The 18,169-nt window shown below is 66.6% G+C and carries 17 protein-coding genes; 11 read left to right on the top strand and 6 right to left on the bottom strand.

The features are described 5' to 3' along the window. The first annotated feature begins 112 nt into the window (after window positions 1-112). From ABLE38_RS14895 to ABLE38_RS14910, 4 genes are all read left to right on the top strand, one after another. Window positions 113-1,381, top strand: coding sequence for an epoxide hydrolase family protein (locus tag ABLE38_RS14895; protein WP_348975013.1), 1,269 nt, complete (start codon window positions 113-115; stop codon window positions 1,379-1,381). A gap of 26 nt (window positions 1,382-1,407) precedes the next feature. Beyond that, on the top strand, window positions 1,408-1,821 hold the full coding sequence (locus ABLE38_RS14900; RefSeq protein WP_348975014.1) for an organic hydroperoxide resistance protein: 414 nt from the start codon (window positions 1,408-1,410) through the stop codon (window positions 1,819-1,821). Between the two features lie 24 nt (window positions 1,822-1,845). Then, window positions 1,846-2,622 (top strand): alpha/beta hydrolase, encoded by a 777-nt coding sequence (locus ABLE38_RS14905; RefSeq protein WP_348975015.1) that lies wholly within the window; start codon window positions 1,846-1,848, stop codon window positions 2,620-2,622. Window positions 2,623-2,771: 149 nt separating this feature from the next. Then, window positions 2,772-3,128 carry a hypothetical protein gene (locus ABLE38_RS14910; protein WP_348975016.1) on the top strand — a complete coding sequence of 119 codons (357 nt, stop codon included), beginning with the start codon at window positions 2,772-2,774 and terminating at the stop codon, window positions 3,126-3,128. 13 nt (window positions 3,129-3,141) lie between these two features. Here the strand turns inward: ABLE38_RS14910 and ABLE38_RS14915 are convergent, their stop codons facing one another. Further along, on the bottom strand, window positions 3,142-3,663 hold the full coding sequence (locus tag ABLE38_RS14915) for a cytochrome P460 family protein (RefSeq protein ID WP_348975017.1): 522 nt from the start codon (window positions 3,661-3,663) through the stop codon (window positions 3,142-3,144). After that, window positions 3,660-4,688, bottom strand: a complete 1,029-nt coding sequence (locus tag ABLE38_RS14920) for an alpha/beta hydrolase (RefSeq protein WP_348975018.1) — start codon at window positions 4,686-4,688, stop codon at window positions 3,660-3,662. The genes ABLE38_RS14915 and ABLE38_RS14920 overlap by 4 nt, the downstream gene beginning before the upstream one ends. Window positions 4,689-4,823: 135 nt before the next feature. Between ABLE38_RS14920 and ABLE38_RS14925 the strand changes: the two genes are divergently transcribed. Further along, on the top strand, window positions 4,824-5,390 hold the full coding sequence (locus ABLE38_RS14925; RefSeq protein ID WP_348975019.1) for a TetR/AcrR family transcriptional regulator: 567 nt from the start codon (window positions 4,824-4,826) through the stop codon (window positions 5,388-5,390). 46 nt (window positions 5,391-5,436) lie between these two features. Further along, window positions 5,437-6,405 carry a quinone oxidoreductase gene (locus ABLE38_RS14930; RefSeq protein ID WP_348975020.1) on the top strand — a complete coding sequence of 323 codons (969 nt, stop codon included), beginning with the start codon at window positions 5,437-5,439 and terminating at the stop codon, window positions 6,403-6,405. Window positions 6,406-6,411: 6 nt separating this feature from the next. Here ABLE38_RS14930 and ABLE38_RS14935 read toward each other — a convergent pair whose 3' ends face one another. After that, the gene (locus ABLE38_RS14935; protein WP_348975021.1) at window positions 6,412-6,873 is read right to left on the bottom strand and encodes an ATP-binding protein; all 462 of its coding nucleotides are present in this window, start codon (window positions 6,871-6,873) and stop codon (window positions 6,412-6,414) included. 244 nt (window positions 6,874-7,117) lie between these two features. Here ABLE38_RS14935 and ABLE38_RS14940 point away from each other — a divergent pair, with 244 nt between their 5' ends. The 3 genes from ABLE38_RS14940 (at window position 7,118) to ABLE38_RS14950 (ending at window position 9,444) form a co-directional block, all read left to right on the top strand. Continuing rightward, window positions 7,118-7,648 carry an RNA polymerase sigma factor gene (locus ABLE38_RS14940; RefSeq protein ID WP_348975022.1) on the top strand — a complete coding sequence of 177 codons (531 nt, stop codon included), beginning with the start codon at window positions 7,118-7,120 and terminating at the stop codon, window positions 7,646-7,648. Further along, the gene (locus ABLE38_RS14945; RefSeq protein WP_348975023.1) at window positions 7,638-8,633 is read left to right on the top strand and encodes a FecR domain-containing protein; all 996 of its coding nucleotides are present in this window, start codon (window positions 7,638-7,640) and stop codon (window positions 8,631-8,633) included. Before ABLE38_RS14940 ends, ABLE38_RS14945 begins: the two co-directional genes overlap by 11 nt. 67 nt (window positions 8,634-8,700) lie before the next feature. Continuing rightward, on the top strand, window positions 8,701-9,444 hold the full coding sequence (locus ABLE38_RS14950; RefSeq protein WP_348975024.1) for a LuxR C-terminal-related transcriptional regulator: 744 nt from the start codon (window positions 8,701-8,703) through the stop codon (window positions 9,442-9,444). Window positions 9,445-9,447: 3 nt separating this feature from the next. Here the strand turns inward: ABLE38_RS14950 and ABLE38_RS14955 are convergent, their stop codons facing one another. Continuing rightward, window positions 9,448-12,357, bottom strand: a complete 2,910-nt coding sequence (locus ABLE38_RS14955) for a TonB-dependent receptor (protein ID WP_348975025.1) — start codon at window positions 12,355-12,357, stop codon at window positions 9,448-9,450. Window positions 12,358-12,841: 484 nt separating this feature from the next. On the opposite strand from ABLE38_RS14955, the gene ABLE38_RS14960 reads away from it, so the two are divergent. After that, the gene (locus ABLE38_RS14960) at window positions 12,842-13,486 is read left to right on the top strand and encodes a glutathione S-transferase family protein (protein ID WP_348975026.1); all 645 of its coding nucleotides are present in this window, start codon (window positions 12,842-12,844) and stop codon (window positions 13,484-13,486) included. Between the two features lie 142 nt (window positions 13,487-13,628). On the opposite strand, the gene ABLE38_RS14965 is transcribed toward ABLE38_RS14960, so the two are convergent. Both ABLE38_RS14965 and ABLE38_RS14970 read right to left on the bottom strand, forming a co-directional pair. After that, window positions 13,629-15,449 carry an ATP-binding protein gene (locus ABLE38_RS14965; protein WP_348975027.1) on the bottom strand — a complete coding sequence of 607 codons (1,821 nt, stop codon included), beginning with the start codon at window positions 15,447-15,449 and terminating at the stop codon, window positions 13,629-13,631. 26 nt (window positions 15,450-15,475) lie between these two features. After that, the gene (locus ABLE38_RS14970) at window positions 15,476-16,168 is read right to left on the bottom strand and encodes a response regulator transcription factor (protein ID WP_348975028.1); all 693 of its coding nucleotides are present in this window, start codon (window positions 16,166-16,168) and stop codon (window positions 15,476-15,478) included. Window positions 16,169-16,425: 257 nt separating this feature from the next. Here ABLE38_RS14970 and ABLE38_RS14975 point away from each other — a divergent pair, with 257 nt between their 5' ends. Continuing rightward, on the top strand, window positions 16,426-18,162 hold the full coding sequence (locus ABLE38_RS14975; RefSeq protein WP_348975029.1) for a ShlB/FhaC/HecB family hemolysin secretion/activation protein: 1,737 nt from the start codon (window positions 16,426-16,428) through the stop codon (window positions 18,160-18,162). The last annotated feature ends 7 nt before the right edge of the window (window positions 18,163-18,169 follow it).

Here is an 18,169-nt window from a genome sequence, read left to right on the forward strand (position 1 = left end):
GTTGCTGCGAGGCGCTGTCAGGCGCGAGCGCTAACGCCGCATCACCGCAGATAACGAGCGTCCAGCCGCCGCTTCTCTACATCCGGCCCTGACCAGATCAGAGGAGACGCCCATGTTCGCAGACCAGGCCTCGCGCCGCCAATTCGTCGTCGGGGCGAGCGTGGCGGGCGCGCTTGCCGCCATGCCCTCCGCCGTGCGTGCTCAAGGCGCCAACAGCGCCATCCGCCCGTTCAAGATCGCCATTCCGCAGGCCGAGATCCAGGCGATGCAACGCCGGATTGCCGAGACGCGCTGGGCCGATACCCAGCCGGCGCCGGATGACGGCCAGGGCGTGCGCCGCCAGGTGCTCGAACCGCTCATGCGCTACTGGGCGCGCGGCTATGACTGGCGCAAGGTCGAGGCCCGGCTCAACGCGCTGCCGATGTTCCTGACCGAAATCGACGGTCTCGACATTCACTTCATCCATGTCCGCTCGCGCCATGAAAATGCGATGCCGATGATCCTGACCCATGGCTGGCCGGGCTCGATCCTCGAGTTCCTCGGCGCGATCGGCCCACTGAGCGATCCCACGGCCTATGGCGGCAAGGCCGAGGACGCGTTCCACCTGGTAATCCCCTCGATCCCGGGCTTCGGCTTCTCCGCCAGGCCGACGGTGCCTGGCTGGGGTTCGGACCATATCGGCCGCGCCTGGGGCATGCTGATGCAGCGGCTGGGCTATGATCGCTATGTCAGTCAGGGCGGCGATTGCGGCTCGGTGATCTCGCAGCGCATGGCGCTCCAGTATGTGCCGGGTCTGCTCGGCATCCATCTCAACATGCCTGCGGTCGTCCCCGCCGAGATCGCACGCATCCTCGCGGTCGGCGACCCCGCGCCGGCGAGCCTCTCGGCCAAGGAGCGCGGCGCGTTCGACCAGCTCGAGGCCTTTTACCGCGACAATGCCGGCTATGCCGCGATGATGAACACCCGGCCGCAGACGATCGGTTATTCGCTGGTCGACAGCCCCGTCGGCATGGCCGCCTGGATGTATGAGAAGATCGGCCAATGGGCCTATCCCGCCGGCGACCCCGAAAAGGTGCTCGGCCGCGACACCATCCTCGACGACCTGTCGCTCTACTGGCTGACCGGCACCGGCGCCTCGGCCGCGCGGATCTATTGGGAAGACCATAGCAACAACTTCAACGCGCGCGGCATCATTGACCTGCCGGTGGCGATCAGCGTGTTCCCCGGCGAGATCTTCCGCGCGCCGAAGAGCTGGGCGGAGCGCTGTTACACCAACCTCTTCTACTTCAACGAAGCCAGCAATGGCGGCCATTTCGCCGCCTGGGAGCAGCCCCGACTGTTCGCCGAGGAAGTGCGCGCCGCCTTCCGCCCGCTGCGCTGATCCGCCGATCCTCAAGGAGACTATCGATGTCCGATACCAAGACCCTCTATACCGCGCATGTCCATGTCACCGGCGGCCGCGAAGGCGCCGCGCGCAGCTCGGACGGGCGGCTCGACATCCAGCTGGCCGTCCCCGGCAGCGCCGGTGCGGGCACTAATCCCGAGCAGCTGTTCGCAGCCGGCTGGTCGGCCTGCTTCACCGGTGCGATGGCGATCGCCGCCAAGGAGAAGGGCATCGTCCTGCCGTCCGATCTCGCCATCGATGCCGAGATCGATCTGCGCCACGGCGCGGATGGCTATTCGCTAGCTGCGCGTCTGAATGTCAGCCTACCGGGTATTGCCCCCGATATCGCCGCCCAGTTAATCGACGCTGCCCACCGCACCTGCCCTTACTCGAAGGCAGTCCAGGGCAATATCGACGCCGTCTTCGCGCTCGCCTGACCCAGATCCCGAAGGAGATCCGACATGAAGAATTGCATAGCCGCTGGGTTGCTGCTCGCCGCCTCCGCGCTGCCTTTCGCGGCACAGGCCCAGGCAAAGAAGCCCACCATCGTCCTCGTCCATGGCGCCTTCGCCGATTCCTCGAGCTGGAACGGCGTGATCCCGATCCTCGAGCGCGACGGCTACACCGTCATCGCCGCACCCAACGCGCTGCGCAGCGTGCGCACCGACGCCGATCAGGTGCGCGATCTGCTCAAGAGCATCGACGGCCCGGTCGTGCTGGTCGGTCACAGCTATGGCGGCTCGGTGATCAGCGAGGCGGCAGAGGGAACGCCCAACGTCAAGGCGCTCGTCTATGTCGCTGCCTTCGCGCCCGAAGAAGGCGAAACCGCGCTCGGCCTCACCGGCAAGTTCCCGGGCAGCACGCTGGCACCCACCTTGGCCCCCCCGGTCAAGCTGACGGGCGGCGGCAACGACCTATACATCCTCCAGGCGCGCTTCCACGACCAGTTCGCAGCGGACGTGCCGGTGGCCGAAGCCCGGCTGATGGCCGCCGGCCAGCGCCCGATCGCGGATGCGGCGCTCGGCGAGGCATCGACCGCGCCGGCCTGGAAGCATTTGCCGTCCTGGTTCATCTATGGCGATGCCGACAAGAACATCCCGCCCGCCGCGCTCAACTTCATGGCCGATCGCGCCAGCTCGCGCGGCACCGTGGTGGTGAAGGGCGCCTCGCACGTCGTGATGGTGTCGCACGCACCGGCCGTCGCCAGCCTGATCGAGAAGGCCGCCGCGGCGCAATAAGTCCCGGAGCGCCGGCGGCTTCCCCAGCGCCCCCCACGCCGGCGCCCGCGCCCACGGTTGGTTCATGCCGGCCGTGGGCTTTCCTATTGCGACTGTCGTTCCGGCGGTGCTTCGGGCATGGCGGGTCGATCGGGAAGAGAGGGACGCGGATGACGGAAGCAAAGCCATGGGACGGCGAACAGGTCCGGAAATGGCTGGAGCGCCGCTTCGCGGCCGCGCGGCTCGACCAGGCGGCGGCGGACCGCCGCGGCTATGAGGCGCAGGACGATTATGACAAAGCCGCTGCCGAGGAATGGGTGTGCCGCGCGCTGCAGGCGGAGGCGAGCACCAACGACCAGGCCGCGTTCGCCAAGCGGCTCAAGGATCTGATCGGGCAGGACGAATATCCGCAGACGGGCATCTATGACGACACCAAGTTCGAACGGCACGTCCGCGGCCATCTGCGCAAGATCGCCAAGATGACCAAGGTGAATGAAGGCTTCGAGAAGACGCTGCGATACCAGTGACGGGCTCGGCGCCCTATTCCGAATACACCGTGAACACCAGATCCGCCTTCGCCTCGAGCGCCTCCAGCTTGGCATGGCAGGCGAAGCACGACCTGGTCAGCGCCGCATCCTGGTTGGCCATGCCCTTCTCGAACTGGCCATAGCCCCAGCCGCCGCTCGCGGCATAGCGCTTCGAGTCCTTCACGCTCACCTGCACATTGGTCGGCTCTCCCGCGACGAAGGATTGCGGCGCGGGGAATACCGTGTCGTTGCGCGACGACGACTGATATTGCCAGGCGAGCCGCACGATCACCGCGCCATCCGGGAAGGGGCGCTTGCCCTCGCGAAAGGCCTTCACCGCGATATCGTTACCCAGGATCGCACGGATATCGTTGTTCCTGCCTGCTTCGTGCGCGACGCTGATCAGCTTCCAGTCGCGATAGTCCTTGGGAAGCTTGACGCCATAGACGGGCGGGGCCTCCTGTCTCGGCCACACGGCGGCGATCCCGAAAATCAGGATCGCGGCGCCCAAGGCGGCATTGCCGAGGCGTCTCATGCCAGCTTTGCCACGTCGAGCACCGCCTTGGCGAACGCCGCGGGCGCTTCCTGAGGCAGGTTATGCCCGATCCCGCCGGCGATCAGCCGGTGCTCGTAGGGGCCGGTGAACTTGGCGCGATATTGCGACGGATCGGGATGCGGGGCGCCATTGGCGTCGCCTTCCATGGTGATCGCCGGGATCGTCACGACCGGGCCGGTCGCGAGCTTAGCCTCGATCGCGTCATACTTCGCCTCGCCTTCGGCCAGGCCGAGCCGCCAGCGGTAATTATGGATCACGATCGCGACATGGTCGGGGTTGACGAAGTTCGCCGCCGAACGGTCATAGGTCGCCGTGTCGAACGCCCATTTCGGCGAGGCGAGCTGCCAGATCAGCTTGTTGAAGTCCTTGGCGTTCGCCGCATAGCCGGCCTTGCCGCGCTCGGTGGCGAAGTAGAATTGGTACCACCATTGCAGCTCGGCTGCCGGCGGCAACGGCTTGGCATTGCCCGCCTGGCTACCGATCAGATAGCCGCTGACCGAGACCAGCGCCTTGCAACGCTCCGGCCAGAGCACCGCCATGATGTCCGCGGTGCGGGCGCCCCAGTCGAAGCCGGCGACGATCGACTGGCGGATGCCGAGTGCGTCCATCAGCGCCAGCCCGTCTGCCGCGAGCGCCGCCTGCTGGGCATTGCGCGGAGTCTCGGCTTCGCGGATCACCGTGGTGCCATAACCGCGTAGGTGCGGCACGATTACGCGGTAGCCGCGTGCCGCCAGCAACGGCGCGACTTCGGCGAAGGCGTTGATGTCATAAGGCCAACCGTGGAAGAGCAGAACGGCCGGGCCGCCTGCTGGACCCATCTCGACATAGCCGATGCTCAGCACGCCCGCACCGATCTGCTTGACCGGGCCGATCGGCGCGAGGGCGTCCGGTGCGGCTCGGGACGCGGCGGTGGCGGAACCACCGGCCAGCGTCGCGATCGCGGCGGCCCCGTGGAGGAAACTGCGCCGGTCGGCATTCAGGATTTCGGACAGCGGCTTCGACATGACTCGCTCCTTTCGGCAGGGGGAACCCGTCGAATATAAGCCAGCGAACGGAAAGGTGCCTGTTAGTCGCTGTGATCTGCTGTGAGCGCGTGGATTGCGTCTTGAATGATCGTTCCAATATCCTATTTTCGCGGCATGGCGAGACCCAAGGAATTCGATCACGACCGTGTCGTGGAAGCCGCGGTGACGGTATTCCGCGAGCATGGCTTTGAGGGCAGCTCGGCGCAGATGCTCGTCGATGCGATGGGGATCGGCCGGCAGAGCCTGTACGATACCTTCGGCGACAAATGGGGCATCTATCGCGCGGCGCTCCAGTTTTATTCGGACGCCGAAGTTCATGCCCATGCCGACATGCTGGCGAGCCGCGAACGGGCAGTCGACGGCATAAGGGCGATGTTCGATCGCGTCGCGGAGGAGGCGGAGCGGGGCTGCCTCGGGGTCAGCTCGGTCGTCGAGTTCGGCTGCAGCGCGCCCGATCTCGTCAAGATTCGCGAGGCTGCGGGTGGGAAGCTCGCCCGGGCGGTGAAGGCTGCGCTGGCGAAGGCGCAAGCGCAAGGCGATGTCGCCGCCGATCTCGATCTGGACGCGCTCGCCAGGTTCCTGATTGCCTCGATCTCCACGCTGCGCCTCGCCGCGCGCTCGGGGGTGGGCCGCGCGGATCGCGCCGCCCTGGTCGATCTTACAATGCGCGCGCTGCGATAATCATTTGCCCAATTCTGGAACGATCATTCAATAAGGAAACAGCGAAATGAAGACGATGACAATGTCCGCGGTAGGTGGGACCGAAGTTCTGACGCTTCTCGACCTGCCCGAACCCGTGCCGGGGCCCGGCCAGGTGCTGGTCGAGATTACCGCTGCCGGCGTGAACTTCATGGACATCGGTGTGCGGCAGGGAATGGCGTGGCAGGAGATGCCGCTGCCCCGCGCGCTTGGCGTCGAGGGCGCCGGACGCGTTATCGGGCTGGGCGAGGGCGTCACCGATCTCGCGCTCGGGCAGCGTGTCGCCTGGGTATATGCGCCGGGCAGCTATGCCGAGCGGATCGCCATTCCGGCAGCCGCGCTGGTGCCGCTTCCCGACGATATCGACGACCGCACTGCCGCCGCGCTGATGATGCAGGGCCTGACCGCCAGCCATTTCGCCACGGATTTCTATCCGGTCCAGCGCGGCGATGTGGCGCTGGTCCATGCCGCGGCGGGCGGACTCGGGCAGTTGCTCACCCAGATCATCAAGCTGCGCGGCGGCACCGTGATCGGTCGCGTCTCCAGCGTCACCAAGGTTGCGGCGGCCAAAGCGGCGGGCGCGGACCATGTCATTGTCGATGCCAAGGGCGACTTCGCTGCCGAGGTGTTGCGCCTGACCGGGGGCGAGGGTGTGCATGTCGTCTATGACGGCTCGGGCCCGGCAACCTTCGAGGGCTCGCTCGCCTCGCTGCGCCGCTCGGGCACCTTCTGCTGGTATGGTCCGGTGCTGGGTGGGCCGGAGGCGATCGACATCATGCGCCTGCCGCGCAGCATCAAGATCGGCTATGCCGTCTTCTCAGACCATATCTACACGCCTGAGCTGCTCCGCGCTCGCACGACCCGGCTGTTCGACTGGGTGCGCGAGGGACAGCTGCGGATCGCGCCGGCAACCGATTACGCGCTGGCCGATTCCGCGCAGGCGCATGCCGCGATGGAGAGCCGCGCGACTACCGGCAAGCTGCTCCTCATTCCGTGACGCTGTCTATGTAGCGGCGGGCAGGCCGATGGTGACGGTGGTGCCGTTACCCGGTGCGCTGTCGATCTCGGTCCAACCGCCGCTGCGCTCGGCGAAGCGGCGGACGGCGGCGAGACCCAGTCCGTGCCCGTCAAGGGCGAATCCAGGAGCGAAGGCGAAGGCCATCGTCGCCGCGCTCATGCCGGGACCGTCATCGATGGCGTGCAGCAGTACGGCCTGGCCCTGCCGGGCAAGGGCGAGGAGCAGCACGCCACCCTCGGGCATCGTGCCGCGCGCATGGGTGACGAGGTTGAACACGGCATTCTCGAACGCGTGGATCTCGCAGGCCACCGCGGGCAGGTCGTCGGGGAGGTCGAAGCCCAGATCGACCAGGGGACCAGCGGCGAGGATGAGCAGGGGCGCGATCGCGGCGATCGCCTGAGCGGGAGGGATCAGCTCGTCCTCCGCGGCGGCGTGACGATCAATCATCGGGCCCGGGCCTGGCGTTGGGCAGGCACAGCAGCAACTGCGGCGATGCGCACCGATCTGCTTCATACGGCTTTCTCCAAGATGGGCCGGATTGTGCATCGAAGTACGGCCTGCGCGCCATTGCACGATGGTATGGGCTGGACCTTGGTATCGCTTTGCGCTGCAACGCATTGATTTCCCGCGCTGCGCCGGACTAGCTGCCGCTATTGGCTACTCGCGCGCGGTTGTGAGATGATGGACCGGAATGGGGAGAAATACGCACGACATCAGCCACTCGACGCTGGCCCTTGAAGCCGGGCCGGTGCGACGCTGGCTGTCCGGCTATTTCCACCGTCGGGTTCGCGACCATGATGAGGTAGAGGACCTGGTGCAGGACGTCTTCACCCGGATCGTAGCCCGAGACAGCGAGGAGGCCGTAGGCCATCTCGGCGGCTATGTGATGCGCACCGCGGCCAGCGTGTTGGCCGACCGCGCCCGCCGCCGCGCCGTACGCCAGGCCGATCTGCATATCGTGCATGATGGCGATCGGCACGGTGACGACGCGCTCGATCCCGAGCGCGTGCTGAGTGGTAAGCAGGACCTCCATGCCGCCACCGCCGCGTTGCTGTCGTTGCCCGAGCGGACCCGCACGGTGTTCGTCTTGCGGCGGCTCGAGGGGCAGCGGCACGCAGATATTGCCCGGCATCTCGGTATTTCGATCAGCGCGGTGGAGAAGCATATGGTTCGCGCGATGCGCCATTTGAGCGCGGAGATGGAGAAGCGCGATGGTGCGTGAGGCACTCACTTCCGCGCGGCTCCGCGCCATGCCGACCGACGAGGCCGCCGCGCTGTTCGCCGTGCGCCGAGCCGAAGGGCTGACGGAGAGTGAACAGGCGCTGCTGGCCGAATGGCTGACGGAGCCTGTGCATGCCCGGGCCTTCGAGCAGATTGAACGCGGGTGGGATGCGTTCGACGAAGCCGGCGACGACGAAATTCTCGCGGCCATGCGTGAACATGCCCTGGCGCCGCGCGCGCGCGGCGGGTTGCATTGGCCGCAGGTTGCCGCAGTGGCCGCCATGCTGCTGGTCGTTGTCGCGGTGGGCCTGTGGTTTATGCTTCCGCAGCCGCGACAGGAGACCCCACAGGTCGCCTGGGCTCGCTACGAAGCGCCAGCGAGTCAGGTTCGGCCGGTCACCTTGGCGGATGGCAGCGTGATGACGCTCGACGCCGGCAGTGCAGCGGAAGCGCGGTTCGTGACGGACGGGCGCGCGATCCGGCTGCTGCGCGGCCGCGCGCTGTTCGAGGTCAGCCACGATCCCGCACGCCCCTTTGGCGTGACGGCCGCGCGCCGCCGCATTGTCGCGCTCGGCACACGCTTTGAAGTCGATCTGGGCGGCGATGCGCTGAAGGTGACGTTGCTCCGCGGAAAGGTCGCGGTCGAGCCGGTTGGTATCCCCGCGAAGACCGTCACGCTCGCGCCCGGCCAACAATTCATCGAGCGGGGGGGAGCGGCCTCGGTCGGCACGGTGCCCATGCTAGAAGCACCGGCCTGGAGCCGCGGGCTGCTCGATCTCGACGACGTGCCGCTCGGCGCGGCAGTGGCCGAGATCAACCGCTACGCCCAGGACCACATCGTCATCCGCGATGCCGGCGTGTCGGCCCTGCGCGTGTCAGGCCAGTTCCGCGCCGGCGAGGCGGCGCGCTTCGCCAATACCGTGGCGGAGCTGCACGACTTGCGCGTGATCCGCCGCGGCAGCGAAATCGAACTCGTGCGGAAATAATTTTCATCGGCAGGTGTGGGTTTCGCAATTCGCTGCGTCCTTGGCGTGAATTTCGAAAAGGCCGATCATGACCGCGACCCTAGCTTCCTATGACAGCCGCCGCGCCGACAGTGTGCTCTTTCTCGGCAGTGCCGGTGTTCCGGTCGTGCGGATGCGGGCGAGGCATCGGCTCGATCCCGCCGCGCGCCAGCCACAGGCGGTGGTGCATATCGTCCACACCGATGACGCAGCCGCCGAACACCTCGCCGCGCTTTGCCGCGCGACGGGGATCGAGGCGCAGCTGCACGCCAGCATCCAGGCCTTTGCCGAGGCAGAGCTGCCCGATGCGCCGGCCTGCCTGCTCCTCCAGCTGCGCAGCGCCTCGGTCAGTGCGTTTGAGGCGCTGGCACAGCGTGTCGCGCCGGTGGCGCGCCCGCCGATGATCGTCGTTGCCGAGCGCGCGGAAGTACGCACCGCGGTCCAGGCGATGAAGGCGGGAGCGATCGAATTCTTCGACCGCGTGCCGCGCGACCAGGACCTGCTCGATGCGATCGGTACCGCGATCGGCATGGATCGGGCGCGCCGTTGGCTCGCGGTGGATTGCGCGGCGCTGCGGGCAGCCTTCGCGCTGCTCACCGATCGCGAGCGCCAGGTGATGGCGCGGGTAACGCAAGGGCTGCTCAACAAGCAGGTCGCCGGCGAGCTGGGTATCACCGAGATCACGGTGAAGGCGCATCGCGGCGCGGTGATGCGCAAGATGGGCGCCCGCACGCTTGCCGATCTGGTCCGCATGGCCGATGCGCTGGCCTATCTGAACGGCGCGCAGAACTGAGCCTCAGAAGCGCGTATTGACCGAGAGCTCGACGCGCCGTTGGCGGATATCGCCATAGGGGCTGTACATGGGACCGACGAGCCGGAGCTGCGCGACGTAGGGTGGCGCGGTGTTGAGCAGGTTGACCAGCCCGAGATCGATGCTGAACTCGCGCGGCTTGCCTGCCCAGTCCAGCTGGAAGCGGCGGCTGGCATAGAGATCGAGATAGGTTTGCCCTGCCACATAGGGGGAGCCCTGCAATGTCTCGACGCTAGCGCAGCAACCGATATCGGAAGTCAGGACGCGGTATCGGCTGAAATACTGGACGTTCATGCCCAGCGTCGTCCGTCCCCTGGTCCATTCCGGCCCGCCATTGGCGCGCCAGCGCAGCGGTCCGCCCTGATAGCCGGCGACTTCTTCGGGCGGATCGAGCGGGCTGTGCGAGATATTGTGGATCTGGAAGGTCGCGGCGCCATTGGCGCGGAGCGTCCCGTCGGCGAACGGCAGTATCCAGTCGAACCTGGCATCGACCGATTCCGACAGGAAGGTGCCGAGGTTCATCGTCCGCGCGTCGATCATCGTGACCACGCCGCCGGTATAGCCGCGCGCCCGGTCGGCATCCGTGAGCGGCAGGCGCGTGACGCGACCGGGCAAGCGCTCCTCATTGGCGATCACATAGGCACTGTCGATCCACACCGGATCCCCGGTCCGGCGAATGCGCGAATAGTCGATCGAAACGCGCGGCCCGCCTTCACCGCGTGGATTGAGGACGATGCCGAGCGCCAGCGTGCTCGCCCTGACCGGCTTCAGATCGGGGGATCCGGCGAGCTTGTTGAGATACGTGCCGGACTCGCTGAACATGGCATTCCCGCGCTTTGGATCGGCGAGGGTGTCGAGCAATCCCAGCGTGTCGAACTCGACCAGGTCGCTGAGCAGGGGAGGCTGTTGCCCGGTCGCATAGCTACCGCGCAGCATCAGCCAAGGACGCGGCAGGACCTTGGCGCCGGCAGTGAAATTGGTGCCGGCGAAGCGGGCGCGCAGCGCCTTGTCCGCGTCCGGCTTCTCGTCGGCGTAGAAGTCCACCGATTGATCGTCATGGCGCAGTGCAAGCTGGAGCGTCAGCCCGTTGAGCAGCGGCACCCTGGCATCCTCCGCGACTAGCGGCGCATCGAGTTCGACCGAGAGAGAACGCGTGCTGCTGCCGCGATCGGCATAGTCGAAATAGCTTGGATCGGGCCCATCATAATCGGCATCGGAGCGCACCGTATAGGTCGGCACCTTCTCGGCGCGGTTCTGCCCGAGCACGGTCAGCGTGGCCGCACCGGCGGCGGTGCGGAACAGCGGTCCGGCCACTCGCAGCGATTGCTCGCGGTAGCGATTATAGCTGTCGAAGCTGGTGGCGGAATTGAGCAGGTCGCCAGCCAGCGCACGCTGGAAACTTTCCCAGTCGCCGAACGGATTGATCGTCGAGGGAGCCTGGCCGAAGCTGAAATAGTCCTGTTTGCTGCCGACGCTGCCGAAATGTGCGGCGCCGAAACTGGCTTCGGCCGTCGCTTTCCAGCCCAGCGAAAGCGGGACCACCAGGCCACCTGTGAACCGGTCGGTGGAGAAATGCACCTTCAGCACCTCAAGTGCCGAAGGGGCAGGGAAGGTCACCAGAACAAGGTTCTGGAACGGATTGCCCGGATCGCCGGGGCGAAGGAGCACCTCGCCATTGGAGGCATAGCTGCGATAGCGCCCCTGGTTGCGCAACATCAGCCCGTCGACATAGGCCTCCACGCCGCCGCCGAACCGGTGCCGCACGCTGAAGATCGCGGAGCCGGTGGTGGGCGTGGAGCCGATGTCGCTCGCCTGGGTCTCGTTCGACGGGGTGAGGTCCGTCCGCCCGGCATTGCCGGTGAGCGCGGCGACCATCTCGGCCGCCGATCCGGAAAAGCCGCGCGGCAGGAAGGTGCGGTTCGACGCCAGCGCCGCGCCGCCATATTCAGGGCGAAAGACCAGCTGGTCGGTATCGAAATTATACGCGAAGACGTTGATCGCGTTGGCGTTGATCGGGGAATGCTTGCCGCTCACCTCGTCAGGCAGGAACTGCGCCGCGAGCTCGCGGCCGCGCAGGACATAACCGCGCTCGCCCTCGCGCACCGCCTGTTCCCAGCGCTGCGAAACATAGAGCATCAAATCGGTATCGCCGCCATCGGGCGAGAAGCCGAAACCGCCCTCCAGGCTCAGCCGGCCTGCATCGCCGCGCGTGCTGATCCCGGTGGTGCCGTGCAGCTCCAGCCCGTGCAGGTCGCGCCGCAGGATGACATTGACCATCCCGCCAAGCGCGCCGAAGCCATAGATTCCGCCGGCTGTGCCGGTGAGCGTCTCGACCCGCTCGATCGCGTGCAGCGGGATGGCGTTGAGGTCGGGCTGCTGAAAGGTCAGCGGCTCACGGGGCACGCTTGGCAGACGGCGCCCATCGACCAGAATAAGCGTCTGGTCGGTGCCCAGTCCGCGCAGGTCTATCAGCGAATTGGTTGCGCCGTTCTGGCTTGAGGGGACGGCCTGGGTGTTCGCAGTGACGCGGCTGCGAAAATATTGATCGAGATCGTCGCGGTGCGCGCTGACGATCTCGGCGCGTGTCGAGACCTGGTAGGGCTGGATGCCGTTCTCCTGGCGGGGGATGTCGACATTCTGACTGCGCCGGCCGACGACCAGGATCTCGGGCTCGGCCAAATCCTCTGGCGGGGGTGGTTCGTCCGAGACGGGGCGTCGCGTTACCACCCAGGCACCCGAGGCGCCTCGGTGCGCGACGAAGCTGGTGTCGCCGATTAGCGCGCGCAGCGCCGCATCGATGGTCATCCGGCCTCTAAGGCGCGGCGCATGATAGCCGCGCAGCGCCGCCCGGTCGAAGAGCAGCTCAGCGCCGGTCTGCCGGGCCAGATCCTGCAACGCGCCATCGAGAGGCCCGCTGCGGATGTCGACAGGAAAGGCGTAGCCGTCTCCGGACAGGCCTGGTGCCGGAGCAGCTATCACGAGCATCGATGCGATGGGCGCGAGAATGCCCACTCCCCCTAAGAGCATGCTGCCGCTTAGTTCAGCAATGCGCGGCATGTCCACATCGGAGCGCGACCCTCAGTTTCGGCTGATCCAAAGGATGAAAGCGGACGATTTGCAATCGCTCCCACAGCCGCCGGGCTGGAATGCGCCCCAACTGTAGCCGTTCGGACTCGCTTTCGCGTTTCCCAAAAGCTGAAGCTCGTTTGGAGGTCCTGTCTCAGAACCCAGTCAGGAGGGACATCACCGCTCGCGCGGCGCATCGCAGGCATTCGCGCGATTTGCACGCAAGCACTGGGAGGCGCGTCTTTGATTTGCCAGCCAAATCGCGGCGGCCGGTATGCTTCACAATCTTCCGGCTCAGATACGAAAGGCCGTCATGCTTACCCTGTACGATTATCGCCCTTCCCAGAATGCCTGGAAGGTTCGCCAGCTGCTGTCCCACCTGTCGCTGGACTACAGCAGTATCGAGATTAGCATCTTTGAAGGCGAGGGCCGTAGCGCGGAAATTCTGAAAATGAGTCCCAGCGGCAAAGTGCCCATCCTGGTCTTGGAGGACGGACGCGCCCTCGCTGAGTCCAACGCCATTCTCGCCTATCTTGCCGACGGAACACACTATCTTCCCACCGACGCGTTTGACCGGGCGAAAGTGCATCAGTGGATGAGCTTCGAACAGGAGCAGGTCGAGTCTGTGATCGGCTCGCTACGCCATTGGACGATGACCGGCAAACTCGATCGTCGCTCCTTGGAGGTCGTAGCCGGAAAAAAAGCTGCGGCCATTCGTGCGCTGTCAATCCTCGATGCGCAATTCGCCGACCGGCCCTTCATCGCTGGAGGAAACTACACGATCGCCGACATCTCGCTCTACGCTTATGCCGGCCATTCTGAAGAGGCTGGGTTGGAAACTAAGCCATACTCTCACTTTAACGACTGGCGCCGCCGAATCCGTTCGCAACCGGGATTTCTGGAGGCTCGTTTCCCGTATTCGGTGGATCCGAATTCAAGATTGGAGCTACCTGGATAAAGAGAGGTAACGCGTCTGCAATGCGCCCCAATTTCGGTCATTCAGCGAACACCGGCTGGCGCCTGGAAGCCGACATTCGTGCGGGTCGGATGGAAGGGTAACTGGGGAGCGATTTTCGATCGTTTAGGTCTGAGCGAAGAATTTAGGAACCGAGGTTCGGTAGTTCGGAAGGCAGAGTGAGTCGTAGCCGCGTACCGAGCGCGGACGGCGAAACCTCCAAGGTACCCCCAAGCGATGCGGCTCGATGCCGCATATTGTTTAGACCATTTCCGCCGCGCTCGTTCCCTATCTCGATTTCTCGCCCGTCATTCTCGACGGAGATTACCAGCTCGCCGGAGCTGCCCGCACAGATAACGACATTGATCACCCGGGCGGGGCCGTGGCGGATGGCGTTGGTTATGGCTTCCTGGAGGATTCGAAGTAGCGAGAGGGCGTTGGCTGGCGTGAGGCCTGTAGTGGCCGGAATCGGGCCCATCGACCAGTTCAGTTCGATCCCGAGCCGCCGGAACAGCGGCGTGATCCGCTCGCGGAAATAGCCGAGCACGACCGGCAGATCCTCGCTGCCGATATCGAGCGAATGAATGACCAGGCGAAGGTCGTCGAGCGCCTCCCGCGCGGTCTGCTCGATGTCGAACTGCGCCTCGCGCTCCGCCATCGCGATGATCGAGGCGATATGGCCCGAAAGCCCGTCATGCAGGTCGCGCATCAGCCGCTGGCGCTCCTGCTCGCGCGCGAACTTGGTGGCGAGCACGCGCTCCTGCTCGTGCAACTCGGCGAGCTCCGCTTCGCGCACCCCGAGCCTCTGCGTGAGTGTCTCATTGGCCGCATCGAGCCGGTTGGTCGCGGCGGCGAGGCGGCCGAGGAAGATTCCAGCCAGCACCAGCGCCATGATCGGGGTGGCATAGGGCAGCAGCAGCACGCCGCGATCGACAAGCCCCGAGCCCGTGCCGATGTCGAGCGCGGCGAACCAGATGAATAGCATCCACCCCGCGGCGAGCAGCCCGTTCTCGCCACCGTCGCGGCGCAGATAATCGCGCACCAGCTCCAAGGCGGCAGCGGCGATCAGCACGACCGAGGCGATGCCGGTAAGCGCGGTTAGCAGTGCGAAGGGAAGCTGCGCCGCATAGCCGAGGAGAAGCAGGAGAGGCAGCGCCGGCAGCAGCCAGGGCAGCCAGCGCGCCGGTCTGGCACGCACCGCGGCGCGCGCCAGGCCGAGCGCCGCCGTGGCGGTCACCACGGCGGGCAACAAGGTGAGGCGGTTCTGCCAGTCCTCTCCCACAATCCCACCCGGGGAAAGCTCGAGCGCCCCGGCCACGAGACTACTCGTCCCCGCCAGCGCGAACCAGCCGAAGATGCGATCCTGGGGGCGCAGAAGCCCGATCGCGATGGCACCGACCAGCAGCAAGAGGTGCACGCCGATCATCGTGACACGAAGCTGGTCGCCGAGAAAGGCGCGCAGCTGATAATTGCCGGCCACCGCCTCCGCATCGCCGAGATAGGGCGCCGAGAGATAGCCTGGCCGCGGCCCGGCGTGGCGTTCCTGGACGATTTCGATCCGGTTCATGCCGGGGCGGAGCAACCCGTCGGGCACGGGCGCGAATTGGGCGACGCGCGTGATCGGCTCCGCCCAGCTCGCCGCGCGCTGCAGCGGCAATTCGCGGCCGTTGAGGAACAGCCGCAGCGCCACCCGCGAAAGCGGAAGCAGGATCGCCTGCCGTGCGGACACAGCGCCGCGCAGCTCGAAATCGATCCGGTAGCGGGCGACGGCGGGCCCAGCCGACATGCGCCGGGACCAGGAGAAGGGCAAGGCGACCGTGCGCGGCGCTGCCCCATCGATCGTCACGATCGCGCGGTCGAACCGCAGCGCGCCGCGCGGCTCGGGCAGATGGAGGAGGAGAGGCAGCAGGGCGATCAGCGCCATCAGCGCGATCAGCGGCACCAGCGTGGCCGGTGGGCGGCGCACCCCGGTGACAGGCTGCGTCGCCGCGCTCAAATCCGCAGCAGCCCCCGCTGCGTCGCTTCGAACACGGCCTCGGAGCGATTGCTCACCGCAAGCTTGCGATAGATGTTGCGGATGTGGACCGGCACGGTCTGGCGCGAGATCGCCAGCCGCTCGGCGATCTCGTCATAGGTAAAGCCCTTGGCGATGCCCCAGAGAATGTCCATCTCGCGCGCGGTGAGGTCGGATTGGCTGAGGTGCGGCCGTCCGGTATCCTCCTGCCCGGCGAGCCGGCGCACCAGCACCCGGGCAATGCTGGACGAGATTGGCGACTTGCCTGCCATCACGTCATTGACCGCGTCGATCAGGTCGATCGCATAGGCATCCTTGAGCAGATAGCCCGCGGCTCCCGCTTCGATCGCGTCGAGCACGGTGCGCTCGTCGGCCAGAACCGAGATCACCATCGCCTCGGCCTCGGGCTGGAGCGTCTTGAGCTGGCGGATCGCCGTGATGCCGTTGCCGTCGGGCAGGCGCAGATCAGTGACGAGCAGGTCGATCGCATGCGCCTGAAGCGCTGCCAGGCTCTCCTGCAGCGTGCTGCACGCCGCGACCAGCACCGCGCGATCCCATTGCTCGATGATCGCGCGCAGACGTTCGCGCACGGGCGCGTCGTCTTCGGTAAGCAGGATCCGCCAAGGTTCGCGATGCTGTGGCGCATTGCCGGCGCTTTCCGAATTCTGCATGCGCCCGATCCGTCCGCTCCCGTGAAGCCTGCGCTCGTACATCTGCCTGCGGCGTGCGCAGTTCGCCATGCCCGTGTGCACCCCCGTGCGCCCCGCCGACGCCCCGGCCAATACCATATTCATGGTATTTCGGTCGACCGGCCCGGGCGATATCCGATGCCCCGGCAACAACAAGGCAGAGGTTCGCGGAACCGGGGCCAGCTGCGACGCACGCGCGCCGCGGCATGGCTTCGCGCATCCTCGGGCCGGAGGGCGCTATGGTACGGGGAACCATCGGATCGCGGCGATTGGGCGCGCTGCTGTGCGGATCAGCGGCGGGGCTGCTCGCCTGGACGCCCGCGCAGGCCCAAGATGCCGGCGCGCTGCTGCGCCAGAAGCAGCAGCAACAGGAATTGAAGACGCCACAGAAGATCGAGCCGAAGGCCGATCCGCTGGCGCCGCCGCCCAACCAGCCAGAGCAGGGCGAGACCGTGCTGGTTCGCACGCTGCACTTCGCGGGCAAGCTCGACCTGCTTCCCGAGGCGGATCGCCAGCGGATCGCCGCGTCGGCGGAAGGGAAGCGGCTGGGCATATCCGGAATCCGGGCGATCGCCGACATGGCGACCCAGGCGATCCAGGCAAGCGGCCACATGCTCGGCTATGCGCAGCTACCGCCCCAGGACGTGACCCAGGGCGAAGTGACGATCACGCTCGCCGAAGGCACGCTCGACGCGATCGAGGTCGAGCGCGGCACCGGCACGCGGATCGATGCGGGGTTGCTCACACGCATCCTCAACCAGCAAGGCGGCGGCACGGTGCAGAAAGCCGATCTCGAGGCGGCATTGCTCCGCATCGGCGATCTGCCCGGCGTCTCCGCGCACGCCCGGCTGATGCCCGGCGCGCGGCCGGGCACCACCCGGCTCAGCGTGCAGGTCGATGAGCAGCCCCCGGTCTCGTTCGAGGCCTGGGGCGACAATGGCGGGACGGCGAGCACGGGTCGGTGGCAGGCCAATGCCGCGGTCACGCTCTCCGACCTGAGCGGCGCGGGGGAGATGGCGCGGCTGAGCGGCACGCTTTCCGAAGGCCAGAAATACCTCCAGGCAGCAGTGGCGCTGCCGCTCGATGCGAGCGGCGTGACGCTCAACGCCAGCTATGCCTATCTCGACTATCGCAACCGCGACCCGATCGGCCGCGCGCTCGACCTGAAGGGCCACGCCCAGTTCCTTAGCTACGGGCTGGATGCCGGGCTGCTGCGTTCGCGCACGCTCAACCTGCGGCTCACCGCCGGGCTTTCCTGGAAGCTGCTGGCGGATGACAGCCTGTTGGGCAGGCTGCAGGACAAGCGGATCCTTGCCGGCACGCTTGGCCTGCACGGCGATGACCGCGACGCACTTGGCGGCGGCGGGCTGACGAGCTGGTCGATCGACTGGAGCTTTGGGACGCTCGATCTTTCGCGCGTGCCGGCGGCGCTTGCCGTCGATCGCGCCGGATTGCGCACCGATGGCAGCTTCCATCATGTCGATATCAACCTGGTGCGGTTGCAGAAGCTGCCCCGCAATTTCTCACTGCTCGCCCGGGCCTATGGCCAATGGGCGAGCCGGAACCTCGACAGTTCGGAAGAGATCGGGCTGGGCGGCCCTTATGCCGTGCGCGGCTATGGCGTGGGCGACGGACAGGGCGATGCCGGGCTGATCGAGACGGTCGAACTGCGCTATGACATGCCGTTCGAGAACGGGCGGGACACGTTCCAGCTCGCCGGCTTCCTCGACGCCGGGCGGATCTGGATCAATGCCGATAGCGGGCGTGTGCCGCTGTTCAACCAGTGCGGCTGCAACAGCTACGCGCTGTCGAGCGTCGGCGCGGCCGCACGCTGGACGCACCGCAAGTTCAATCTCTCGCTGAGCTACGCAGTCGCGCTCGGCAGCAATCCCGGACGCAGCGCGATCACCGGCGCCAATGCCGACGGCACACGCGACCGCTCGCAATTCTGGCTCCAGGGCGCCCTCCGGTTCTGAAGGGGAT

This window comes from Sphingomonas sp. KR3-1 (assembly GCF_040049295.1).
Classification (GTDB): Bacteria; Pseudomonadota; Alphaproteobacteria; order Sphingomonadales; family Sphingomonadaceae; genus Sphingomonas.